Genomic DNA, 20,197 nt, shown 5'->3' with positions numbered 1-20,197 from the left:
TTGTCGAGGAAGCGGCGCATGGTGAGCAGCACGGTCCCTCCTCGACGTTTTTCGGCCATCCGGTGATACGGCGGAGCTGGAGGGTAACACTCGGATTCACACCCCCGTACGACCGTCTCGAACTGTGGTTCCCCCAGGTCATGTACGGTGGCGCGCACCCTCGAAGGACCCACCCGGGCAGCCGGCCCGGAGATGCAGGAGCAGCCACCCATGTCCCAACAACCACAGGAGTTGCGCGCCGTCGAGTGGACCGGCGACGCCCTTGCCCTGATCGACCAGACCGCCCTTCCGCACCACACGCGGATCCTCCACGTACGCGACGTCGACGGCCTCGTCGACGCCATCCAACGACTGGTCGTCCGGGGTGCGCCGGCGATCGGCGCGGCCGGCGCGTACGGCGTCGCGCTCGCACTGCTCCAGGGCCGTCGGGAGGGCTGGAGCGAGACGCGCGTGCGCGCCGAGATAGCCCGCGTACGCGCCGCGCGCCCCACCGCGGTCAACCTGATGGTGTGCGTCGACCGGGTCGTCGAGCGCCTCGCCGACGGCGTCGACGCCGTCCTCGCGGAGGCCGTCGCCGTGCAGCGCGAAGACATCGAGGCCAACCGCGCCATGGGCGCGCACGGTGCCGACTGGCTCCTCAAGAAGGTCGCGGTGGACCGCCCGCTGCGCATCCTGACGCACTGCAACACCGGCGCGCTCGCCACCGCCGGCTGGGGCACCGCCCTCGGCGTCATACGCGAACTCCACGCCCGCGGCCTGCTGGAGGTCGTCTACGCGGACGAGACCCGCCCCCTGCTCCAGGGCGCGCGCCTGACCGCCTGGGAGCTCGACCAGGAGGGCATCCCGCACTACGTCCAGGCCGACGGCGCGGCCGCGGGCACCATCCTGCGCGGTGACGTCGACGCGGCCGTCGTCGGGGCCGACCGCATCGCGGCCAACGGCGACACCGCCAACAAGGTCGGCACGGTGGGGGTCGCACTCGCCTGCGCCGACGCGGGCATCCCCTTCCTCGTCGCCGCGCCGACCAGCACGGTCGACCTGGCGACCCCCTCCGGCGACGCCATCCACATCGAGATGCGCGGCGAGGCGGAGGTGCTGGAGTGGGGCGGCGTCCGCACCGCCCCCGCCGGCTCCCGGGGCCACAACCCGGCCTTCGACGTGACACCGGGCCGCCTGGTGACGGGCCTGGTCACCGAGCACGGAGTGCTGGAGGTGTCGGCGGGCGAACTGCCCGCGGACCGGCTCGCCTGATCGCGCTGGAGGGGGCGGGAGATCCCCGGGAAGTCCGCGGGTGGCCCGCCCCCTCCGGCCGCGCGCGGCCGGACTGGGCCGTGTCGTCGACGTCCTGTCCGTCCGGCCGGCCTCCGGGCGGACGACACGACGTCGACGACACTCCCTAGCCCTGCGTCAGGGCGAATTCCAGGAGCCATTCCACGACCTCCGTGTGATGGCGCGCCTGGCGCGGCGTGGCGCCCCAGACGTACAGGCCGTGCCCGGCCACCACCACCGCGGGCATCCGCGGGTCGCGGGCCTGCGCCAACCGGTCTCCCAGCTCCTCCATGTCCTGGCTGTTGGCGATGACCGGAAGGGTCACCTCGGTGTCGTGGGCCGGCTGGCCGACGCCCTTGAGCATCTCCAGGTCCCTGAAGACGATGCCCCCCGGCTTCCGCCGCCCCATCGCCACCGACGCCACCGTGTGCACGTGCACCACGGCCCCGGCGCCCGTCAGCGCCGCGACCCGCGCGTGCAGCGCGGCCTCGGCCGACGGCGTGCCCCCGTCCAGGGCGGCGCCCGCACCGTCGACCAACACCACGTCGGACGGGCCCAGCTCACCCTTGTCGTGGCCGCTCGCCGTCACCACGAGCCGCAGCGGATCACGGGACACGACGGTCGACAGGTTGCCCGAGGTGCCGCGCATCCAGCCGAAGGAGGCGAAGCGCCCCGACTCGGCCGCGAGCACCGCTCCGGCCTCCTCCAGCTCCGTGCGGCTCAGGTCCACAGTGGTCACGGTGTGCTCCTCGTGCTCAGATCGATCTCGTCGAACGCGCGCGCCTCGGGATGGTCGCCGACGCCGTGCTCGTAGTACGGCTCTCCGGGCCGCCGGACGCCCACCGTGCGCCAGCCCGCGGTGCGGGCGGCGTCGAGTTCACCGGTCCGGTCGGAGAGGAAGAGGGTGCGCCCGGCCGGGACACCGAGCGCGGTGGTGATCCGGCGGTAGGAGTCCGCCTCCTGCTTGGGGCCCGCGTTCTCGGTGTCGTACAGGCCGTCCACCAGCGGCAGCAGATCGCCCTCGGGGCCGGCGGCGAACCACGCCCGCTGCGCCGCCACCGAACCCGACGAGTACACGTGCAGGGCGATGCCCGCCGCGTGCCAGCGGCGCAGGGCCGGAAGGACGTCCTCGTAGAAGTGCGAGGCGAGGTCACCGCGGGCGAATCCCTCGGACCAGATGAGGCCCTGCAGCGTCTTGAGCGGGGTGGCCTTGCGGTCCTCGTCCAGCCAGGTGTTCAACACCTCCTCGACGCGGGCCGCGTCCGCGTCCGGCGCCCCGATCAGCTCCCGGACCTGCCCGACGGCACGGGCCACGTCGGGATCGTCGCCCCGCCGGGCCAGCAGGGCGCCGAACCGCGAGCGCGAGTACGGGTACAGCACGTCCACCACGAACCCGGTGGCGCTCGTGGTGCCCTCGATGTCGAGGACCACGGCGTCCACGTCGGGCACGGCCGTGCTCACGCGCGGTACCCGGCGGTGATCGTGTCGAAGTCGGGGAACCTGCCGGCGATCCCGTCCCCGGTGAAGGTCCCGATCCACCCGTCCTCCTCGTGGAAGAACCGGATCGCCGTGAACGAGGGGGCCGTGCCCATGTCGAACCAGTGCGTCGTGCCCCGCGGCACCCCCAGCAGGTCGCCCTTCTCGCACAGCACGGCATGGACCTCGCCGTTCACGTGCAGGTAGAAGATGCCGGAACCGGAGACGAAGAACCGGATCTCGTCGTCGTCGTCGTGCGTGTGCTCCTGCAGGAACTTCTCCCGGGCCGCCTTCGCCTTCGCCGGGAACCCCGGGTCGTCGCTCGGGTGCAGCCCGAGGACGTCGACCGTGGAGAAGCCCTCCTGCGCGTTCAGCCGGTCGATCTCCGGGCCGTAGGCGGCGAACACCGTCTCGCTGTCCGCGTCGAAGGGCACGTCGGGCCGGACGGGCCACTGTTCGTACCGCACGCCGAGCGGGGCCAGCGCCGCCGCGATCTCGGCGGGATCGGACGTACGGCGCACGGTCGTCTCCGGCCCGGATTCGGGCCACGTGGTCAGAAGGGTCATGTGAACTCCAAGAAGGAACGGGGAGGGTCGAAGCGACGGGGGCCGCGGAGGCCGGCGCGTCGGAGGCTCGCCACGAAGGGGGTCGCGCGGAGGTACAACGGGGGTGGGGCGGCTCTTCAGCCGCTGCTACACGCCGCGCCGGCACCGTGCCGGACCGCCGTCCCGCCTGCCGTCTCCACGTGCCACCTCACCGCCCCGGAATATGCCGTCGATCAGCGGATCGTAACCCCGGGCGGGCCCCCGGGGCAGGTCACGGCCGGTACGTCTCACTACCCGAGAAGCGGCCCTGCGGAGCGGTCGCGGCCCCGGGCCCCCGGGGGGTGGCCGACGCACCGGGCCGGGCGACGGCGTGCCTCCGCCCGACTTGCCTGATCCAGGGGCCTGTTGGGCCCGGCGTGGATACGATCGCCGCATGAATCCAGTGATCGCCGCCCTGCCCGGCGGCGCACCCGCCCAGCTCGGCGGTCACCGGATCCTCGGGATCCTCGGAACCGGAGGCATGGGCACCGTCTACCTCGCCCGCCGCCACGGGCGGCCGGTGGCGCTCAAGACCATCCGGCCCGAGCTGCTGCGCGACACGCACCTGCGGGAACGCTTCGCCCGCGAGGCCGCGGCCGCGGCCGCCGTGCGCAGCCCCTTCGTCGCCGAGGTGCTCGGCTCCTCTACCGCGGAGGGAGTGCCCTGGCTGGCCGCCGAGTTCGTGCCCGGCCCGACGCTCGGCGACGCCGTACTGCGGCACGGCCCGCTGCCGGTACCTGCGGCCTGCGCCCTCGCCGCCGCGCTCGGCCGCGCGCTGACCGCCCTCGGCCGGGCCGGCGTCGTACACCGGGACCTCAAACCGTCCAACGTGATCCTCGGCGCCGACCGGCCGCGCGTGGTCGACTTCGGCATCGCCCGGGTGATCGGCGACGCCACCCTCACCACCGCCGGGCAGCGCCCGGGAACGCCCGGCTACATGTCGCCCGAGCAGGTGGTGCAGGGGCCCCTCGGGCCGGAGAGCGACGTGTTCTGCCTGGGCGCGATCCTGGTGTTCGCCCTGACCGGGCAGCACGTGTTCTTCGACGGCGACGCGGTCCACGCGGACTTCAGGATCGCCCACGAGGACCCCGACCTCGCCGAAGTGCCCGGCACGCTGGTGCCCCTGATCCGCGGCTGCCTTCAGAAGCGGCCCGCCGACCGGCCCACCGCCGCCGAGGTGACCCGCCGGCTCGACCCCCGGGGCGCGGCCCTGCGGTCCGCCGCCCGCTGGCTGCCGCCCGCGGTGCTCGCCGACGCCGCCGAACTGGCGCGCGCCGCCGCCGCCCTGGGCGCGGGCCCGCGGCTGCCCGCCCGGCGCGGACTGCTGCTCGGCGCGGGCGCGGCCGTGCTCCTGGCCGGGGCCGGCGCCGCTTCCCTGCTCGGCGCGCGGCGGGGCGGCGGTTCGACCCGTGCCCCCGCCGCCCGGTGGAGCGGGCCGCCCGGCACGGTGCCGCAGCCCCTGTGGTCCTACGACGACGCCGCGGCGAACCCGGCCTTCGGGCCGGTCGGCGCCGACGGGTGGGTGTGCCTCGCGGACGCCGGGGGCGAGGCCGCCGTCCACGATCCGGTCTCGGGCGAAGCCCGCGGGCGCGGTCCGCTGGTCGCCGGCCTCGTCGGCGGCCCCCGGCCGGCGGCCCTGGCACCCGACGGCACCGTCCTGTTGCTGGAGCCCGGCACCGGCGCGGTGCGCCGCCGCGTGTCCGTCGGAGCGAAGGCGCTGCTCGCCGGCGGCGACGGCCAGGTGTACGTACGCGACGACGCGGGCCGGATGGCGGCACTGAAGGCGGCGGACGGCGGGGTGCGCTGGCGCGTACCGGCTCCGGTGCCGGGCCGGACGCTCTCCGCGACCGCCGGGCACGGCCTGCTGCTCGTGTCCTCAGCGGACGGCGGCCTGGCGGCCCTGTCCGCCTCCGACGGAAGGACCCTGTGGCGGGCTCCCGCCGCGACCGGCCCCGGGCACCCGGCCCTTTCCGCGCGCTCCGTGGTGGTGGGCGCTGGCCGGGACCTGACCTGCCTGAGCACCGCCGACGGCAGCCGGCTGTGGGGGCTGTCCGCGGACGACGACTCGGGCTTCGGCGCGCCCGGCCTCGCGGGCGACGGCGTGTACGTCGCGGACGGAAGGCAGCTCAGAAAGGTCGACGCGCGCTCCGGCGCACCGGCCTGGACGGTCCTGGCCGGCGACCGACTGGCCCAGGAGCAGGCCCCGCTGGTGTCCGGATCAGGAGTCTTCGCAGCGCTGCGCACACCGGAGCTCGGCATCCTCGCGGTCCACACCGGACGGGCGGCCGAACAGTACGTGTTCGCACCGGCGCTGCCGGGGGACGTACCGGCCGATGCCGTTTGGCGCGGGGCCGTCGTACTGGGCAGCGCGGTGTGGCAACGCGGCCGGGCGGTTCGCGCCCTGCCGGGCATGTGACCCGTCCCGACCGGACGGCACGAAGGGGAGGGTGACCATGCGGGGCGGACATCTGGAGAAGGGGCTGGTTGCGGAGGACCCGCGGGCCGCCGGGCCGTACCGGCTGCTGGCCCGCTGGCCCGGACCCCGGCCGGCGCCTCCGGAGAACGGCATGTACCTCGGCCGGGACCGGGCCCACGGGCACGCCGTGGTCTGCCTGTTACCGCCGACCGCGCACGCGGCGGCCGAGGCACTGCGCCGCGACCCCGTCCCGGGGGTTGCGGACCTGCTGGAGCTGCGGACCGGCGCCGCCCCCTCGTGGCTGGCCCTGGCGTACACCCCCGCGGTGTCCCTCGCCGACGTGGCGCGGCCCGGCTCCCCGGACGGAGCGCTGGCACCGGACCGGGCGGTGCGACTGGCCGCGGCGGTGGCCGACACCCTGGCAGGGCTGCACGCCCGCGGCATCGGCTACGGCGCGGTGGCACCCGACGGGGTCTGGCTCACCTCCGGCCGCCCGCTGCTCATGGCCCTGCACGCCTGCCGCACGCTCCCGGCGACGGCGACGGCGACGGCGACGGCTGCGACTGCGTCGGCGACCGGGGCCGAGCCGGATCCGGACCACGGACGGCAGCCGGAGCCGGGATACCAGCGGGGCGGCGCCGGCCGGACGTCGCGGAGCGCGCGACCCGCGGCGCCCGAGGCGCACAGCCGCGTGTCGACCGTGCCGGCCGCCTGGATGGCCCCGGAAGTGGCGACCGGCGGGCCGTCCTCCGCCGCCGCCGACGTGTACGCACTCGCCGTGCTGCTGGTCCACACGGCCACCGGCCGGCTGCCGTTCGGAGACGGTCCGCCGCCCGTCCTGGCCTACCGGGCCCTCCACGACCGGCCCGAACTGCCCTCCCTCCCGGGCGGGGCGGGCGAGGCCCTCGCCTCGGCGCTGTCCCCCTCCGCCGCCGACCGCCCCACGGCCGCCGAGCTGTGCCGGGCGCTGACCGCGGGAGCGGACGGCCCGGGGTGGGACCCGGGCCCGCTGCCCGGCCGGGTGGTGGCCGCCCTCGCCGTGCGCGCACAGGCGGTCGCCGACCTGGACGCGGACGACGGGGGGCCCGCAGGCCGCCCCGCGACGCTGGTCGCGACCTTCCCCCTGGGCGGCCGACCGGGGGAGGGACCCGGGAACGGGACCGGCGGGGACGCAGCCGGCGGACGGAACGGGGACGCGGGCGCGCTCCCGGAGGACCGTGCCGCCGAAGCCCCCGCACCGGCCGTCGGCACGGCGCCGACCGCCCCCGACACCCCCTCCTCCGCTCCCACCCGCCGCCGGGTCCTCTCCGGCCTGCTGACCGGCGCCGCCGGCGCCGCCCTGGGAGTCGGCGGGACGCTCTCCTGGTCCGCCCTCACCCGCGACGGCGACGGGTCCGCGCCCTCCGGCGCCCGCGCCACCGCGAATCCCCGGGTGCCCGGGATGCCGCCGGCCGCCCTGTGGCGCGTCGACGACGACACGGCCCGGACCCGGCTGCTCCCGGTGTACGGCACCGGCCGCTTCCTGCTGACCCGCGGTGAAATGCTGTACGCGCACGACCTCCGCACCGGCCGGGAGGCCTGGCAGCTCACCGGCGTGGACCGGCTCAACCTGCCCGTCGCGGTGCCCGGAGACCGCGCGCTGATGAGCACGCGGGCCGGGCTCGCGCTCTGCGCGCTGAGCGACGGCCGCACCCAGTGGCTCCAGCGGTACGAGGACCTCACGAAGGTGCTCGCCGTCGAAGGCACCACCGCCTGGCTGCTGGTGGGCAACGGCACCCCGCAGGGCGGGAACCAGCTGGCTGCCTTCGACCTGGACCGGCGCAAGGAGACGTGGCGCACCCCGCTCCCGGACGGATTCGGCTACACCCTGACCGTCACCGTCGGACCCGGGGCCGTCTTCGTCGAGGTGCCACCGCCCGACCTGGGTGTCCACCGCGACGTCCGCGCCGTCCGCACCCTGGCGATCGCGGGGTTCGACCGGCGGACCGGACGCATGCTGTGGAACCGCTCGTACCCCGAGGTGTACGGCGGCGCCGCCTCCGCCGTCGACCCGGCCACCAGCCGCCTGTTCCTGCTCTCGCGCGGCCGTGCGCGGGCTTACGACCTGACGACCGGCGCCGGGCTGTGGGAATCGCAGGCCCAGGTCGGCGACACCAACGGCCCGCCCGTCTTCGGCGGCGGCGTGCTGTGCGTGAACGACGCGGGCACCGGTCCCGTCGTCGCCGTCGCCGCGGACACCGGCAGGACGCTCTGGGAACAGGGCCTCGACGAGAACCTGGAGTGGACGATGCTCGGGCCCATGGTCGTCAGCTCCTCCGGCCGCACGCTGTTCCTGTCCACCCTCCACCGGATCACCGCCACCGACCTGGCCTCGGGCAAACGGCTGTGGCAGACGGGGCTGGCCGAGGGCCCGGCGCCCCGCGAGCCGTTCCAGCTCGTCGCCGTCCCCGGCCTCCTGCTCGCCGCCCGGACCTCGGCCGTCGTGGCGGTTCCGTCCGACTGACCCGCGACGGCCCGCCCACGCCTTCCCCGCCCGCCCCGCCCCGCCCGCCGCGTCCGCCCCGTTCCGTCCGTCCCGCACGAAGGAGCCCGCCGCCCATGTCCACCGTCCTGCCCCTGCTGCCCGACGACCCCGAGGAGCTCGGGGGGTACGCGCTGATCGGCCGGCTGGGCGGCGGCGGCATGGGCACCGTCTTCCTGGCGCGCTCCGCGGGCGGACGGCTCGCCGCGGTGAAGACCGTCCGGGCGGACCTGCGCGACCGGCCCGGATACCGGGAGCGGCTGGTCCTGGAGGCGGAGGCGGCCCGGGTCCTGGGAGCGGACCACACGGCCTCGTTCCTCGGGGCCGACCCGGACGCGGCGCTGCCGTGGCTGGCCACGGCGTACCTCATCGGCCCCTCGCTCACCGAGGCGGTGGCCGCCGGGGGACCCCTCTCCGAAGCGGCCGTCCGCACTCTGGGCTCCGGGCTCGCCGGGGCACTCGCCGCCCTGCACCGCGCCGGCCTGGTCCACCGCGACCTCAAGCCGTCCAACGTGCTGATCACCGCGCAAGGCCCCCGGCTCATCGACTTCGGGCTCGCCCAGGCCCCGGGCAGCCCCCGGCTCACCGTGCCCGGAGGCGTCACGGGCACACCCGCGTACATGTCCCCCGAACAGGCCCGCGGCGAACGGCCCGGAGCCGCGGGCGACGTCTTCGCGCTCGGGGGGGTGCTCGTCTTCGCCTCGTCCGGGCACGGCCCGTACGACACCGGAGGCCCGGCGGACACCCTGCAACTGCTGCGGGCCGGCGTCGCCCCCGACCTGTCCGACGTACCGGACGACGCGCACGGGCTGCGCGGGACGCTCTCCGCGTGCCTGGCGCCCGACCCGGACGACCGGCCCTCGCCGGACCGACTGCTCGCCTCCTGGGGGCGGTTCGACGCCGACGCGTTCGCCGACGAGCTCCCGCAGACACTGCTCGCCGACCTGTCGCGCCGGTTCGGCGAGATCGCCGCGGTCGGCGTCGCCCCGCTGCGCGAACCCGCGCCGCGCCGCACCCTCTCCCGCCGGGCCGTGCTCACGGGCACGGCCGCCGCGGCCGTCACCGGTGCGGGCATCACCGCGCTCTGGCTCACAGGCTCGCTCCCCGGTACCGGCTCCGGCGCCCGTTCCGGCTCCGGCGGCCCCACGACCACCCCCCGTCCCGGCCGGTCCACCCCCCGTCCGCCCGGCACTCCTCCGGCCCCGCTCTGGTCGGTCGTCGTGCCGTTCACCGCCGGCCCGGCCGTGGCGACCGACGAGGTCCTCGTCCAACACGACGACGTCCTGCGCGGGTTGTCCCCCGCCGACGGCCGCGTCGTGTGGGAGGCCGACACCAGCCGGGTCGGGATCGCCCGGGCCGGCAACCGGCTCGCGGGCCTCGTCTTCGACGTGGACGGCAACGCGAGCGCGGGATACCTCGACCCCCGCACCGGCCGCCTCGGCGCGGACGCGCCCGGCCCGGCCGTCCTGGGCGAGCTCGCCTACACCACCGAGGTCCTGGCCGCGGACGACACCTGCCTCTACCTGGAGGCGTCGTACCGCTCCGACGGACCGGGCGATCCGCCCTGGGCCGTGGCCTACGACCTGGCGGCCGGGCAGGTGCGCTGGCGTCAGCGCATGGAGGGCGCGGTCCGCGGACGCGACCAGTCGCTGATCATGTCGGCGGTCGTCTCCGGCGGTCGCCTGATCTGCTCGGACCCCGGGCGGATCTTCGCCGTCGACGTGCGGGACGGCCGCCTCCTGTGGTCCTGCCGGCTGCGCACCGACCAGCAGGTGGCGTCTCCCGAGGGGGTGGCGGGCGGCACGTACCCCCCGGCGGCCTCGGACCGCCACGCCTTCGACTTCGACGGCAGGGTCACGGCCGTGGACCTGGTGGCGGGCACCGTCGCCTGGAGAGTGGAACCGGGGGGCAACGGGCTGCTCCGCGAGCCCGTCTGCCTGAACGGCGCCGTCTACGTCGCGGACGAGGCGCTCCACGCCTACGACGACGCGACCGGCAAGAAGACGTGGACCCACGACACGGACTGGGACGTCCGCCACGTCGCGGTCGCGGACCCGTTCCGCGGCGAGCTCTACACGGCGGTGGGCGGCGGCGGCCAGGCCGTCGTCGCGGTGGACACCGACAAGCGCCGGACCGCGTGGGCCCTGTCCGCGGGCGCGCTCGGCATGTCCGACGGCGCGGACCGACTGGTCCAGCGCGGCAACCGCCTCTACGCGCAGACGCTCGACCGCATCGCCGCCGTCCCCCTCGACTGAGCTCCGCCGGCCCGCACCGGGCCGGCCCTTGAGGTGCGGGTCCTGCGTACCCGACCATGGGACGCAGCCGAGAGGGGGAGCCGTGAACTGCGGAAACTGTGGCGCTGCCGCCCAGCAGGGGAGCGATGGGCGGTGGATCTGCACGAACTATTGCGGCTGGTCAGCCGCCGTACCGGGCGGCACGGAGGTAGCGTGCACCCATGACGCGATGGGAACCGGCGCTTCCACCGGGGAATGAGGAACCCCCGTTGTCGGCGCTGCAGATCACCGAGACCGAGTGCCGTCAGTGCGGAACGCTGATCGCCGGCCTGAACGGCCGCTACGCCTGCCCGCTGTGCGGTTGGGTGAACTCGCACGCGGACGGGCACGCCGCCCTGCCGACGGCCGAGGACGACCCCGACCACCCCGGCAAGGGCCGCAGGAGGAATCCCCTCGGCAGGAGGTAGGGGCCACCCGCGGCCCCTCCGCCACCACGCCCGTCGCATGGGTGCGGTCGGAACAGGACTCAGAACACGAGTCGGTACGGGAGACCGGGTGCTCGCGGCTCCGGCGCAGGCGAAGGCATCGCCGTCGACCGGAATCCGGGGAGCGCCGGGCGGCCGCCGAGGGCTATCGTCACCGATCGTGAACAGACGACGTGCCAAGAAGACCTCCGGCCGGCTGGTCGGCGCCGCCCGGGCCGGCGACGTACCCGCCCTGCGGCGGCTCCTGCGGGCGGGCGCGCGGGTCGACGCACCGGACCGGTACGGCACCACCGCCCTCTACGCCGCCTGCGTGCAGGGCGCCGCCCCGGCCGTCCGGGCCCTGTTGGACGCGGGGGCCTCGCCGTCCCTGGAGAGCGGGAGCGGCGACGAGGGGACACCGCTGTGCGCGGCGGCCTGCTGGGGGTACGCGGACGTCGTCGCGGAACTGCTGCGGTACGGAGCGGATCCCGCGCAGCGGGAGGACGGCGGCCGCGGCCTGTCCCCCCTCGCCTGGGCCGACCGCTGCGGACACGAGCACGTCGCCGAGCTGCTCGGCGGCGGGCCGACGGCCGGGGCCGCCCGTGCACGACCGCGCCCCTCGTGCGCTCACGGGACAGAACCCGCGCACTGACGGACGGGTGGCGCCGGCCCTTCCTCCTACGGTCGGGAGCGAAGGAAAGGGGAACACCATGACATCGACACGCGGGAGAAGCCTCCTCCCCCGATGGCGGGCCGCGCTGGTCGCGTTCGCCGCCGCACTGTCCCTGCTCTTCGCCACCACCGGCCCGGCCGCCGCGGCCGAGGGCTCCTGGCAGAACCTCGGCGGCCAGGCCACCGCCCAGTCCGCCATGTACAGCGCGACCATCGGCGGCAACGTCTACGACGTCGTCCGGGGGAGCGACGGCAACGTCTGGTTCCGCTTCAACGGCGGGGGCTGGCGCGCCCTCGGGAACTTCGAAGCGGCCCGGACGGCGTCCCCGCCCCGGATCATCGAGTTCCCGCCCGGCCGGGCCTTCGTCGCCATTCGCGGAATGAACTCGGAGATCTTCTACAGCCAGGCCAACAACGGCTCCGCGAACTTCTGGACGCCCTGGCAGCAGATCGCCTCCGGAGCCTGGGCCATGGGCAGCCCCTGGCTGTCGCTCAGCTCCGTCACCGGCAGCCTGCGGATCGACGTACCGCGCTACGACGGCCGCATCAACTACGAGTACCTCATGCACGACAACGGCACCATCAGGCCCGGCACCTCGTGGACCTACAGCCTCGGGTTCCAGTTGGCCGGGAACGCGCGGGACATCGAGGGCGAGAGCCAGATCGCCCTGTGGGGCTACGGCTGGCCCGAGTGGCAGAGCTACTTCACCGGGGGCGACGGCCACGTCTACCGCGCCCGCACCGACCAGCGCAACGGGCAGGTGACCAACGTCGACCAGGTCCCGGGCGGCGGCATCTGCCACAGCGGGGTCTCGGCGGCCCGGTTGGGCAACCAGACCGCGGTGGTGCGGCCCGGCGCCGGCGGCTACGCCAACCAGCAGCGCATCCTCATCTCGTGCACCGGCTCCGACGGCATGACGTGGATCAACAGCTCCTCCGACGGCGGAGCCTCCTGGACCGGATGGCGGCAGCCCTCCGGATCCCCCGCCCCGTCGAGCGCCACCCCCGCGGTCAACGCCACCTACGACACGTGGACCGTCACCATCCGGTGGAACCGCGCCCGGAGCACGCTCTACCCGGACAACGCGCTGATCGGCAAGCGCATCACCTGATCCCGGCCCCGGGGGAGCCGGGGCGCGCGCACCACCGGCCCGGAGGGCGGCGGAGGCGGCACGGGCGCGGGCCGGCCCTACGCCCCGCCGCCCTCCGGCGCCTGCGCGCCGCCGCCGGTCCGGACCGCCGCCAGGGCGGCCCGGTGCAGGGAATCCGGGTCGCCGTGGTGGGGTCGGGGGCTGCCGGTCAGGGTGTACCACTCGTCGGCGTCCTTGTACTGGACGTCGAACCGGACCGAGTCCCCCTCCTGCTCCACCGTGCGCAGGGTCAGCGGTCCGGTGATCACGCCGACCTCGTCGGTCATGGCGCCGCCCGGGCCCGCCTGCACGTCGTCCTCCCACTCCCGCGGAGCGGCCGCCGCACCCGTCATGACGCGCACGTGTCGAGCATCGTGCCGAGCATCTTCTTCTCCGGCTCGGTCACCGTCAGGGCGTACTCGGACTTCACCGTGGTCCAGGCCCGTCCGTACTGGCACCAGCTCGACTTGTCCGTCGGCTGCCACAGGTCCGGGCTCTGGTCACCCTTGGACCGGTTCGACGCCGCCGTCACCGCCAGCAGCTGGGGGTGGGTCAGGTCGTTGGCGAAGGCCTTGCGCCGGGCCGCGTCCCAGCCCGCCGCACCCGAGCGCCAGCCCTCGGCCAGCGGCACCATGTGGTCGATGTCCATCTTCCCGGCCTCGGTCACCACCACCCCGTCGTACAGGCTCTTCCAGGTGCCCGACACGGCCCGGCACTCGGCGTCCTGCGTGACGTCGGCGCCGTCGCGCTTGAGGACGACCTCGCGGGTGTCGCACTTGTTGCCCTGCTGCGCCCAGTGCGTGAACTTGTCCCGGCTGTAGCCGGCCATCGTGCCGGGCTGCCCGACCTTCAGCGCGGCCAGCCGGGTCCGGGCCACGGCCACCGTCACCATGCCGGGCAGGACGTCCCCGGAGGCCGGCTTGCCGTCGGCGGGCTTGCCGCCGCCCGCGGGCGCCGACGCCGAGGGGGGCCGCACCTCGGACGGCGCCTTCCCGTCGGGGGTCGCGACCTGACCCGAACATCCCGCGACGGCCAGGAGCAGGCCCGCCGCCAGGACCGCTCCCGGCAGATGAATGTGACGAACCATGGAATTCCACCTCGAACCGACCGTGCGTCAATGTCCAGTGGAGCGTACCCAGAACCGGACATCCAACCGGACCGCGACCCTCCCGGGTGGAATGTCAGTCGCCCTCGCTAGTCTCCCCGCATACCGCAGCCCACAGGGGTTCGAACCCCTCGTCGACGGCTGCGCGGAACCGGGCGGGACACGCGCGAGAGGGACAGGCACATGGCATGGCTGGCTGCGGGCGAAGGATACGAAATCGCCCTGGTGGAAGGGCGGGTGGCGGCACGGTCCGCCTCCGGCCGAGCGGCGGGACGGCAGCTGAAGACGCTGCCCAAGGCGCTGAAGGACCATCCCGAGGTGGACCGGCTGCGCCGGCTCGCCGACTGGCTCGACCGGCACGAGGCGTCCTGCGTAGCCCAGGTCGACGCCTGGATGGTGTCCTCGCTGCCGGTGCCGACCGCGCTCATCGCCCGCGTCTGGCCCGACGAGGCCTGGCAGCGCGCCCTGCGCGACCTGGCCGTCGTCGGCGAGGACCCGCAGGAGGCGGGCTTCCTGCGGGACGCCACCGCCACCGGTGAGCTCAAGGTGGTGAACCTCGACGGCGAGACCGTACGGCTCTCCCCGCGCACCGTGCTCCTGCCCCACCCCGTGCTCCTGCCCGACCTGGAGGACGTACGGGACTTCGCCGCCGAACTCGGCATCGAGCAGCGGGTCGAGCAGATCCACCGCCCCACCTGGCAGAAGCCCGCCGGACTGGCCGAGAGCGCCACCGAGGTCCGCGACTACGCCGGCGGGTCCTTCCCCACCCGCTTCAGCCTGGCCGCCCGGGCGACGGCACTCGGCTACCGGGTCTCCGGCGGCTACGCCACCTGCAAGGTCCGCGACGGCGCCGGGCGTGCCACCGAGGCGGCCGTGTGGATCGGCGAGCCCTACTACGACGACGAGACCAGCACCGGCGCCCTGAACTGGCACGACGAGGACGGCCGGGCCGTGCGCCTGGCCGAGGTCGGCCCGGTCGCCTGGTCCGAGGGCATGCGCATGGCCGCGGCGCTGTACGCCGGGCGCACGATCGAGGAGGGCGGGGACGCGTGAGCACGCACCCGATCGACACGCAGACCGGCACGGCGGCCGACGCGGGGACCGACGTGAAGAACGAGACGGAAGAGAAGGACGGGGCGGACATGAGCACGGGCACGGCGGACGAGGCGCACCACACGGACACGGACACGGACACGGACTCCGGCAGCGCCGGGCAGCTGCTCAAGGCCGGGGCCGTCCTGCCCCCCGGCACCACCGGCGCCGGCCCGCACGCCGTCGACCTGACCGCCCGCGCCTACCGGCACCCCGCCCTCGGCGACGACCGCGTCGTCGTCCGCCTCGCCGCCGCCGAACTCGGCGCGGCCGAGGACCTCGCCGCCGGATTCCTCGGGCTCGTCCGGGACCCGGGCGAACCGCCCGTCGTCGGCCTCGGCCGCCGCCAGGCCCTCGGCTTCCCCGAATGGGTCCTCGTGCACCACCCGGAGGACGGCCACCACGCCCTCGCCGTGGTCCCCGAACTCGACCGGCTCGCCCGGCAGGCCAAGAGCAAGCCCAAGGCCGCCCTCGACGCCTGCCACGAGCTCGCCGGCCGCCTCGGCGCCGCCGTCCCGCACTTCCTGCCCGTCTTCTACGAACAGGCCGCCCGCACCTTCCTCGCCGTCGAGAACACCACCTACGCCGCCCAGCTCTTCGGCCGCGCCCGCACCGCCGAGGCACAGCACGGCCTGACCGTCGACGAGGACCGGCTCGACGCCGTCTTCCTCGAATTCGCCCTCGCCGGCGCCCTGCCGGTGAAGGTACTGACCGGCTACGGCAAGGAACTCGCCACCCGCGTCACCCCCGCCGAGGCCCACGCCCGCTTCCGGCGCCTGTGCGTACGCCGCACCGCCGGCGGCCTCGCACCCTCCGCGCAGGCCGCGACCGAACTGCGCCGCCTCGCCCGCGCCGCCGGGCTGACCGGCAGCGAACCCGAGGAGGACTACCTCGCCGAGCTGCTGCCGCTGCCCGCCACCCTGCGCGCCGCGTCCGGCTGGTGGAAGGCCCACCGCGGCGCGCTGGTCTCCCTCGCCCGCCGCGTCCCCGCGGTCCGCGGAACCCTCCTGGAACTCACCCCGCCCAGCGGCGAGGACGGCGCCCTCACCGCCCTGTGGCTCGACGTCCTGACCGAGTCCGGCGCCACCGCCGGACTGCTCCGCGAGGACCTCCCCGCCGACCAGCGCTGCGCCGACGGCGCGGCCGGCTGGCTCGAACGCTTCCACGCCGCCCGCCACAACGGCTGGAACGTGCGCCCCACCCTGCCCGCCCTGCTCGACCTCGTCGAGCGCTGCGCGCAGCGGCTGCGCGCCGAACTCGCCCGGCCCGGCCGCGAGCACGGCCTGCGCGTCGGCGTCGAGGACGCGGACCTGCTGGACCTCCTGCTCACCCTCGGCGTGCCCGTCGCCGACCCCGACGAGAACGACCACAGCCGCCGACACGGCCACCTCAACCTGCGCGACTGGGCCCGCGCCGACCAGCGCCGCGACCTGCTCGCCCTCGCCGCCGACCCGCGCTTCCGGCCCGCGTTCCGGCGCGCGCTCGACGCGCTGGGCGACGCCACCGGCGGCTCCGACATCATCCGCCGCGTCGCCGCCTCGCCCGGCGGCCGCCCGCTGCTCGCCGCGTGGACGCACGACGTCGCCGCCGCCTCCACGGCCGCCGGACTCCCGGCGGTCCCCGAAGCCATCAGCCGGCTCGCCTGGCTCCCCGCCGAAGCCCTCGCGCTGGCCCCCGACGCGGTGGCCGCCGCGGCCGCCACCGACCTCGCCGAGACCCTCGCCCGCACCCTGCGCAGCGGCCTCTTCGAGGAGCTCGCGTGGCCCGCCTGGGAGAGCGCCGTCGCCGAACTCGCCCCCCACGGCGACTCGTCCGACCTGACCGTGGTCGAGGCCTGGCCGTACCTGATCGTCGCCAACCACACCCAGGTCCGGGTCGTCGACGCCGACTCCACCGTCCTCACGCACGACCTCCGCGGCCCGTCCGGCAACCGCCACCGGTTCGGCTTCCACTACGTCGACGGCGAGCTGCTCGTCTTCTGGTACTCCTGGACCGACAGCGTCACCCAGGGCTACTGGCACCACTCGCCCGGCACCGTCCTCACCCTGGAGGGCGACCGCAACCACTGGTCCCTGCGGTCCGACCACGGCACCCTGCCGCTCGCCGCCGGCGGCCGCGCCACCGGCGCCGGCGTCCTGCACCGGGGCGACACCCGGCTGCCCGCCGAGCGGCCGGTGCTCTGCGACGGCGTCTCGTACTGGGTGTGGCGGGACCGCGACCAGGAGAGCGAGACCGGCTGGGTGGAGTACGACCCGGCCGGCCCCTCCTACGGCCGCCTCTCCCGCCCCGCGTTCCTCGCCGACGCCCTGACCGGCCACCCCGAGGGCGCCGTCCCGGCCGAGCGCACCGCCTGGCTGCGCCCGGGACCCGAGGTCCCCGGATCGGTCCTCGGCGCCCGCGGCCTGCACGGCTGGCGCACCGTACGCGTCCCCGGACACGGCTGGCACGCCGCCGACCCCGTCGGACGCACCGTCACCGTCCCCGAGGGCCACGACATGCCGGTCGCGGCGCTCGTCCTGCCCGGCGACGACCGCCCCCGCGCGCTGACCCGGAGCTGGCGCGCGGTGAGCCTCACCGACCCGGACGGCGTCGTCACCACCTGCTCCCGGAGCGACAGCAGCCACGCCGCCTTCGCCACCCGCAGCGTCCAACTCCCGCCGCTGTCCCACTGGTACGCGCTGCGCCCCCGCGACCCCGAGGGCTCCGCGGCGCTGCGCACGGCCGACCGGGAGACGCTCGCCGCCCTGCTGAAGGCCGCCGCGGCCGCCGAACGCGGCGAGGCGCTCGCCGGCCTGGTCGCCGCGGCCCTCCCGCAGGTCACCGCACCCCGGCTGATCGGCGGGATCGTCGAGGTCCTGCGCTTCACCCTCGCCCAGCAGAAGGAACTCGACGGCGTCGCCGCCCGGCTCCACCCGGACTCCCGGGCCGCCCGCGCCGCCGAGCAGGTCGAAGGGGCCTCGGACCGGCTCATCGGCGACGCGCTGAGCGGGATCATCGGCTCCGGCTACTACCGCTGGGGCAGCGACGACAACACCGCCCACCGCCTGCTGCACGACCTGGCCGCCGCCCGCCGAGCCACCGACGCGACCGCCGTACCGGGCCGGCTCCACTTCGACGTCCCCGCGCCCCCCCAATCGGGCCTGCCGTGGGCCCCGCTGCTCGACCAGCCCGCGGCGGTGGCGTACCGCGCGGTCGCCCTCGGCACCGCCGACGAGCACCGGCACGCCCTCCTCGGCCTGCTCGCCGCCATCGACGAGCAGGGCCTGGCCTCCGCCGAGGGCTCGGCCCCCCACTGGCGACGGGTCCTGCTCCACCTGGACCGCAGCCACCTCTCGGGCCCCGCCGGCACGGAGCGCAACGTCCATCAGCGCGCCGTGCTCCCGCTCGGCGGCGGCGCCGTCCTCGCCGTGACCGACCACGGCCACGACGTCCCCGACGGGCACGAGTACGGAGCCCTGTTCCACGACCCCACCGGCCGGTTCGCCGCGCCCGCCCCCTACACCCTGCGCGGCGCGGCCCCGGTCGGGGACCCGCTGCGCGGCCCCGGCTGGCTCACCGCGTTCCGCACGGCGGCCGCCGACCGCGGTACGGCGCCCTTCTTCCCCGAGGCCGTCGCCGAGTTCTCCCGCCTCACCGGGGTCTCCGGCACCACCGCCCGACTGGTGCTCGCGGGCATGCCGCACCTCGACGCCTGGGAGCGCAACTTCCTTCCCGCCGAACTCCGCAAGGCCCTCGGCCTCAAGGCCGCCGACGCCGCCGCCGCGCGCGCCGAGCTCAAGAACCTCGACGTCGACGTGCGCCGGGCCGTGATAGCCGCGCTCCTCCCCGCCGACCCGGCACGCCTCTGGGACGAGGGCCCCGACGCGGCGGCCGCCGCGGAGGTCTGGATCCGGCGCGTGGGCCGTCGTACGCCCGTACCGGACTGGCTTGCCACCGAGGCCGCACGGGCCGTCCGCGGCAGCTGGCCCGTCCACCGCTCGCTGCCCGCCCTGCTCGACCCCGCCGCCGCGCCCGAGCTCTCCACCGACCTCCCCTGGAAGGTCGTCACCGACCACGTGGAGCCGGCCGTACCGGCCGAGCACCCCTTCACCTCCGACGTGCTGACCGGCAGCATCGCCGCGGCCGCCTGGCTCGCCCACCGGCTCCCCGCCGGCGACCCCGTACGGGCCGCGCTGCCGCCCGTGCTCACCGCCCTGCGCCAGCGGCTCGCGGCACCCGAGCTGATGCTCAGCGTCGGGTACTTCACCAGCCTCGCCGACTTCCGCAAGGCCGCGGGCACACCCACCGAGACCGCCACCGACCACGAGCGCTACGGCGCGGTGGTCATGGCCACCCACGACGGCCAGCCCCGGCCCGCCGTCCGCCCGGCCCTGCTGGACTCCACCGGCTCCGACCCCTACCTGCCGATGCTGCGCGGCGACGACCAGCACCCGCTGCCCGTCGAGGCGGCGCTGCGGGCGGTGTACGACCCGGGCTTCGCGGCGCTGCTCGCCGACCCGGGCGCCCCGGCGGCGGGGGCCGCCGACGCGGAGGGCACCTGGTGGCCGCAGGACCCGGGCCGTTCGGTGCCCGAGGTGGTCGCCGAGGTCTCCGCCACGTACGGCCTCGGCGCGGACGCGGCCGTGCTCTACCTGGCTCTGCTGGCCATGCCGGACCCGACGGACCGCAACACCGCCCGCTGGACCGGCTGGAAGCCGGCCCGGCTCAAGGCCGCCCGCGCCGAACTGGCCGCCACCGAACTGGTGGTGTCGGGCAGCCGCGCCCGGGCCGGGCGGACGCTGTTCCTTCCGGGCGGCTGGGCCGAGCCGTCGACCCCGGTGCTGCCGGTGGAGCAGTGGAAGCTCCCGATGTACGGCCTGGCCCCGGGCGGCGCCCCGGGCCTGGGCGTCCTGGTCCCGGGCGAACCGGCCGCCGACCTCTACCGGCGGGCCTGGCAGCGGGTCCGCGAGGGCGACGCCCCGCGCTTCGAACAGCTCCAGGTCAAGCGGACCCGCAAGCGCCGCGGCTGACCGCACGCCCGACCGGCGCCCACACCCCCGGCGGGTGTGGGCGCCGCCCGGCCGGGTGCGCGGCACGTGTCCCCGGCCGCCGCGGACGGCGCCGCGTCCGCCCTGCCGGACTCCGCCGCCGTGCGCGCCGCGGTCGCCCGCACCGCGCCGCCCCGGCCGGATGCGCGGCCCACCGCGCACCCGCTTCACCCGCGCACCCGCTTCACCCTCCCACCGGTTCCGCTC

Annotated in this window: 14 protein-coding genes; 9 read left to right on the top strand and 5 right to left on the bottom strand. The window is 76.0% G+C overall.

The window, feature by feature from the left end; all coding sequences use genetic code 11:
- Positions 1 to 210 precede the first annotated feature (210 nt).
- Positions 211 to 1,251 carry an S-methyl-5-thioribose-1-phosphate isomerase gene (mtnA, locus tag CP968_RS02335; RefSeq protein ID WP_150516385.1) on the top strand — a complete coding sequence of 347 codons (1,041 nt, stop codon included), beginning with the start codon at positions 211 to 213 and terminating at the stop codon, positions 1,249 to 1,251.
- A 145-nt stretch (positions 1,252 to 1,396) separates the two neighbouring features.
- Here the strand turns inward: mtnA and mtnB are convergent, their stop codons facing one another.
- Genes mtnB through CP968_RS02320 form a run of 3 tightly spaced genes read right to left on the bottom strand, consistent with a single transcriptional unit; the run spans position 1,397 to position 3,311 of the window.
- Positions 1,397 to 2,008 carry a methylthioribulose 1-phosphate dehydratase gene (gene mtnB, locus CP968_RS02330; RefSeq protein ID WP_189828798.1) on the bottom strand — a complete coding sequence of 204 codons (612 nt, stop codon included), beginning with the start codon at positions 2,006 to 2,008 and terminating at the stop codon, positions 1,397 to 1,399.
- Positions 2,005 to 2,730 carry an acireductone synthase gene (gene mtnC, locus CP968_RS02325; protein WP_189828797.1) on the bottom strand — a complete coding sequence of 242 codons (726 nt, stop codon included), beginning with the start codon at positions 2,728 to 2,730 and terminating at the stop codon, positions 2,005 to 2,007. Before mtnC ends, mtnB begins: the two co-directional genes overlap by 4 nt.
- Positions 2,727 to 3,311 (bottom strand): 1,2-dihydroxy-3-keto-5-methylthiopentene dioxygenase, encoded by a 585-nt coding sequence (locus CP968_RS02320; RefSeq protein ID WP_150516384.1) that lies wholly within the window; start codon positions 3,309 to 3,311, stop codon positions 2,727 to 2,729. The genes mtnC and CP968_RS02320 overlap by 4 nt, the downstream gene beginning before the upstream one ends.
- 412 nt (positions 3,312 to 3,723) lie before the next feature.
- Here CP968_RS02320 and CP968_RS02315 point away from each other — a divergent pair, with 412 nt between their 5' ends.
- The 6 genes from CP968_RS02315 (at position 3,724) to CP968_RS02290 (ending at position 12,748) form a co-directional block, all read left to right on the top strand.
- Positions 3,724 to 5,745, top strand: coding sequence for a serine/threonine-protein kinase (locus CP968_RS02315; RefSeq protein WP_150516383.1), 2,022 nt, complete (start codon positions 3,724 to 3,726; stop codon positions 5,743 to 5,745).
- A 37-nt stretch (positions 5,746 to 5,782) separates the two neighbouring features.
- Positions 5,783 to 8,248: an outer membrane protein assembly factor BamB family protein gene (locus CP968_RS02310; RefSeq protein ID WP_167536748.1), complete on the top strand. Its 2,466-nt coding sequence runs from the start codon at positions 5,783 to 5,785 to the stop codon at positions 8,246 to 8,248.
- Positions 8,249 to 8,343: 95 nt separating this feature from the next.
- Positions 8,344 to 10,521, top strand: a complete 2,178-nt coding sequence (locus CP968_RS02305) for a protein kinase domain-containing protein (protein WP_150516381.1) — start codon at positions 8,344 to 8,346, stop codon at positions 10,519 to 10,521.
- 248 nt (positions 10,522 to 10,769) lie between these two features.
- Positions 10,770 to 10,967: a hypothetical protein gene (locus tag CP968_RS02300; RefSeq protein WP_150516380.1), complete on the top strand. Its 198-nt coding sequence runs from the start codon at positions 10,770 to 10,772 to the stop codon at positions 10,965 to 10,967.
- A 178-nt stretch (positions 10,968 to 11,145) separates the two neighbouring features.
- Complete coding sequence (locus tag CP968_RS02295) at positions 11,146 to 11,616, top strand: ankyrin repeat domain-containing protein (protein ID WP_150516379.1); 471 nt, start codon at positions 11,146 to 11,148, stop codon at positions 11,614 to 11,616.
- A 58-nt stretch (positions 11,617 to 11,674) separates the two neighbouring features.
- Complete coding sequence (locus tag CP968_RS02290) at positions 11,675 to 12,748, top strand: hypothetical protein (RefSeq protein WP_150516378.1); 1,074 nt, start codon at positions 11,675 to 11,677, stop codon at positions 12,746 to 12,748.
- 77 nt (positions 12,749 to 12,825) lie between these two features.
- Here the strand turns inward: CP968_RS02290 and CP968_RS02285 are convergent, their stop codons facing one another.
- Both CP968_RS02285 and CP968_RS02280 read right to left on the bottom strand, forming a co-directional pair.
- Positions 12,826 to 13,119: a hypothetical protein gene (locus tag CP968_RS02285; RefSeq protein ID WP_150521658.1), complete on the bottom strand. Its 294-nt coding sequence runs from the start codon at positions 13,117 to 13,119 to the stop codon at positions 12,826 to 12,828.
- Positions 13,116 to 13,853, bottom strand: a complete 738-nt coding sequence (locus tag CP968_RS02280) for a GmrSD restriction endonuclease domain-containing protein (protein ID WP_229885809.1) — start codon at positions 13,851 to 13,853, stop codon at positions 13,116 to 13,118. Before CP968_RS02280 ends, CP968_RS02285 begins: the two co-directional genes overlap by 4 nt.
- A 201-nt stretch (positions 13,854 to 14,054) precedes the next feature.
- Between CP968_RS02280 and CP968_RS02275 the strand changes: the two genes are divergently transcribed.
- Positions 14,055 to 14,924, top strand: a complete 870-nt coding sequence (locus CP968_RS02275; RefSeq protein WP_150516377.1) for a DUF4132 domain-containing protein — start codon at positions 14,055 to 14,057, stop codon at positions 14,922 to 14,924.
- A gap of 89 nt (positions 14,925 to 15,013) precedes the next feature.
- Positions 15,014 to 19,972 (top strand): DNA-binding protein, encoded by a 4,959-nt coding sequence (locus CP968_RS02270; protein WP_229885858.1) that lies wholly within the window; start codon positions 15,014 to 15,016, stop codon positions 19,970 to 19,972.
- Positions 19,973 to 20,197 lie beyond the last annotated feature (225 nt).

This window comes from Streptomyces subrutilus (genome assembly GCF_008704535.1).
GTDB lineage: Bacteria > Actinomycetota > Actinomycetes > Streptomycetales > Streptomycetaceae > Streptomyces > Streptomyces subrutilus.
Note: the sequence above shows the minus strand (reverse complement) of the source record. Positions and strands in the feature narration are given on the sequence as shown.

Coding starts and splice junctions, on each gene's coding strand:
- mtnA (WP_150516385.1), top strand. CDS start 211: ATGTCCCAACAACCACAGGAGTTGCGCGCCGTCGAGTGGACCGGCGAC.
- CP968_RS02320 (WP_150516384.1), bottom strand. CDS start 3,311: ATGACCCTTCTGACCACGTGGCCCGAATCCGGGCCGGAGACGACCGTG.
- CP968_RS02315 (WP_150516383.1), top strand. CDS start 3,724: ATGAATCCAGTGATCGCCGCCCTGCCCGGCGGCGCACCCGCCCAGCTC.
- CP968_RS02310 (WP_167536748.1), top strand. CDS start 5,783: ATGCGGGGCGGACATCTGGAGAAGGGGCTGGTTGCGGAGGACCCGCGG.
- CP968_RS02305 (WP_150516381.1), top strand. CDS start 8,344: ATGTCCACCGTCCTGCCCCTGCTGCCCGACGACCCCGAGGAGCTCGGG.
- CP968_RS02290 (WP_150516378.1), top strand. CDS start 11,675: ATGACATCGACACGCGGGAGAAGCCTCCTCCCCCGATGGCGGGCCGCG.
- CP968_RS02285 (WP_150521658.1), bottom strand. CDS start 13,119: ATGACGGGTGCGGCGGCCGCTCCGCGGGAGTGGGAGGACGACGTGCAG.
- CP968_RS02280 (WP_229885809.1), bottom strand. CDS start 13,853: ATGGTTCGTCACATTCATCTGCCGGGAGCGGTCCTGGCGGCGGGCCTG.
- CP968_RS02275 (WP_150516377.1), top strand. CDS start 14,055: ATGGCATGGCTGGCTGCGGGCGAAGGATACGAAATCGCCCTGGTGGAA.
- CP968_RS02270 (WP_229885858.1), top strand. CDS start 15,014: ATGAGCACGGGCACGGCGGACGAGGCGCACCACACGGACACGGACACG.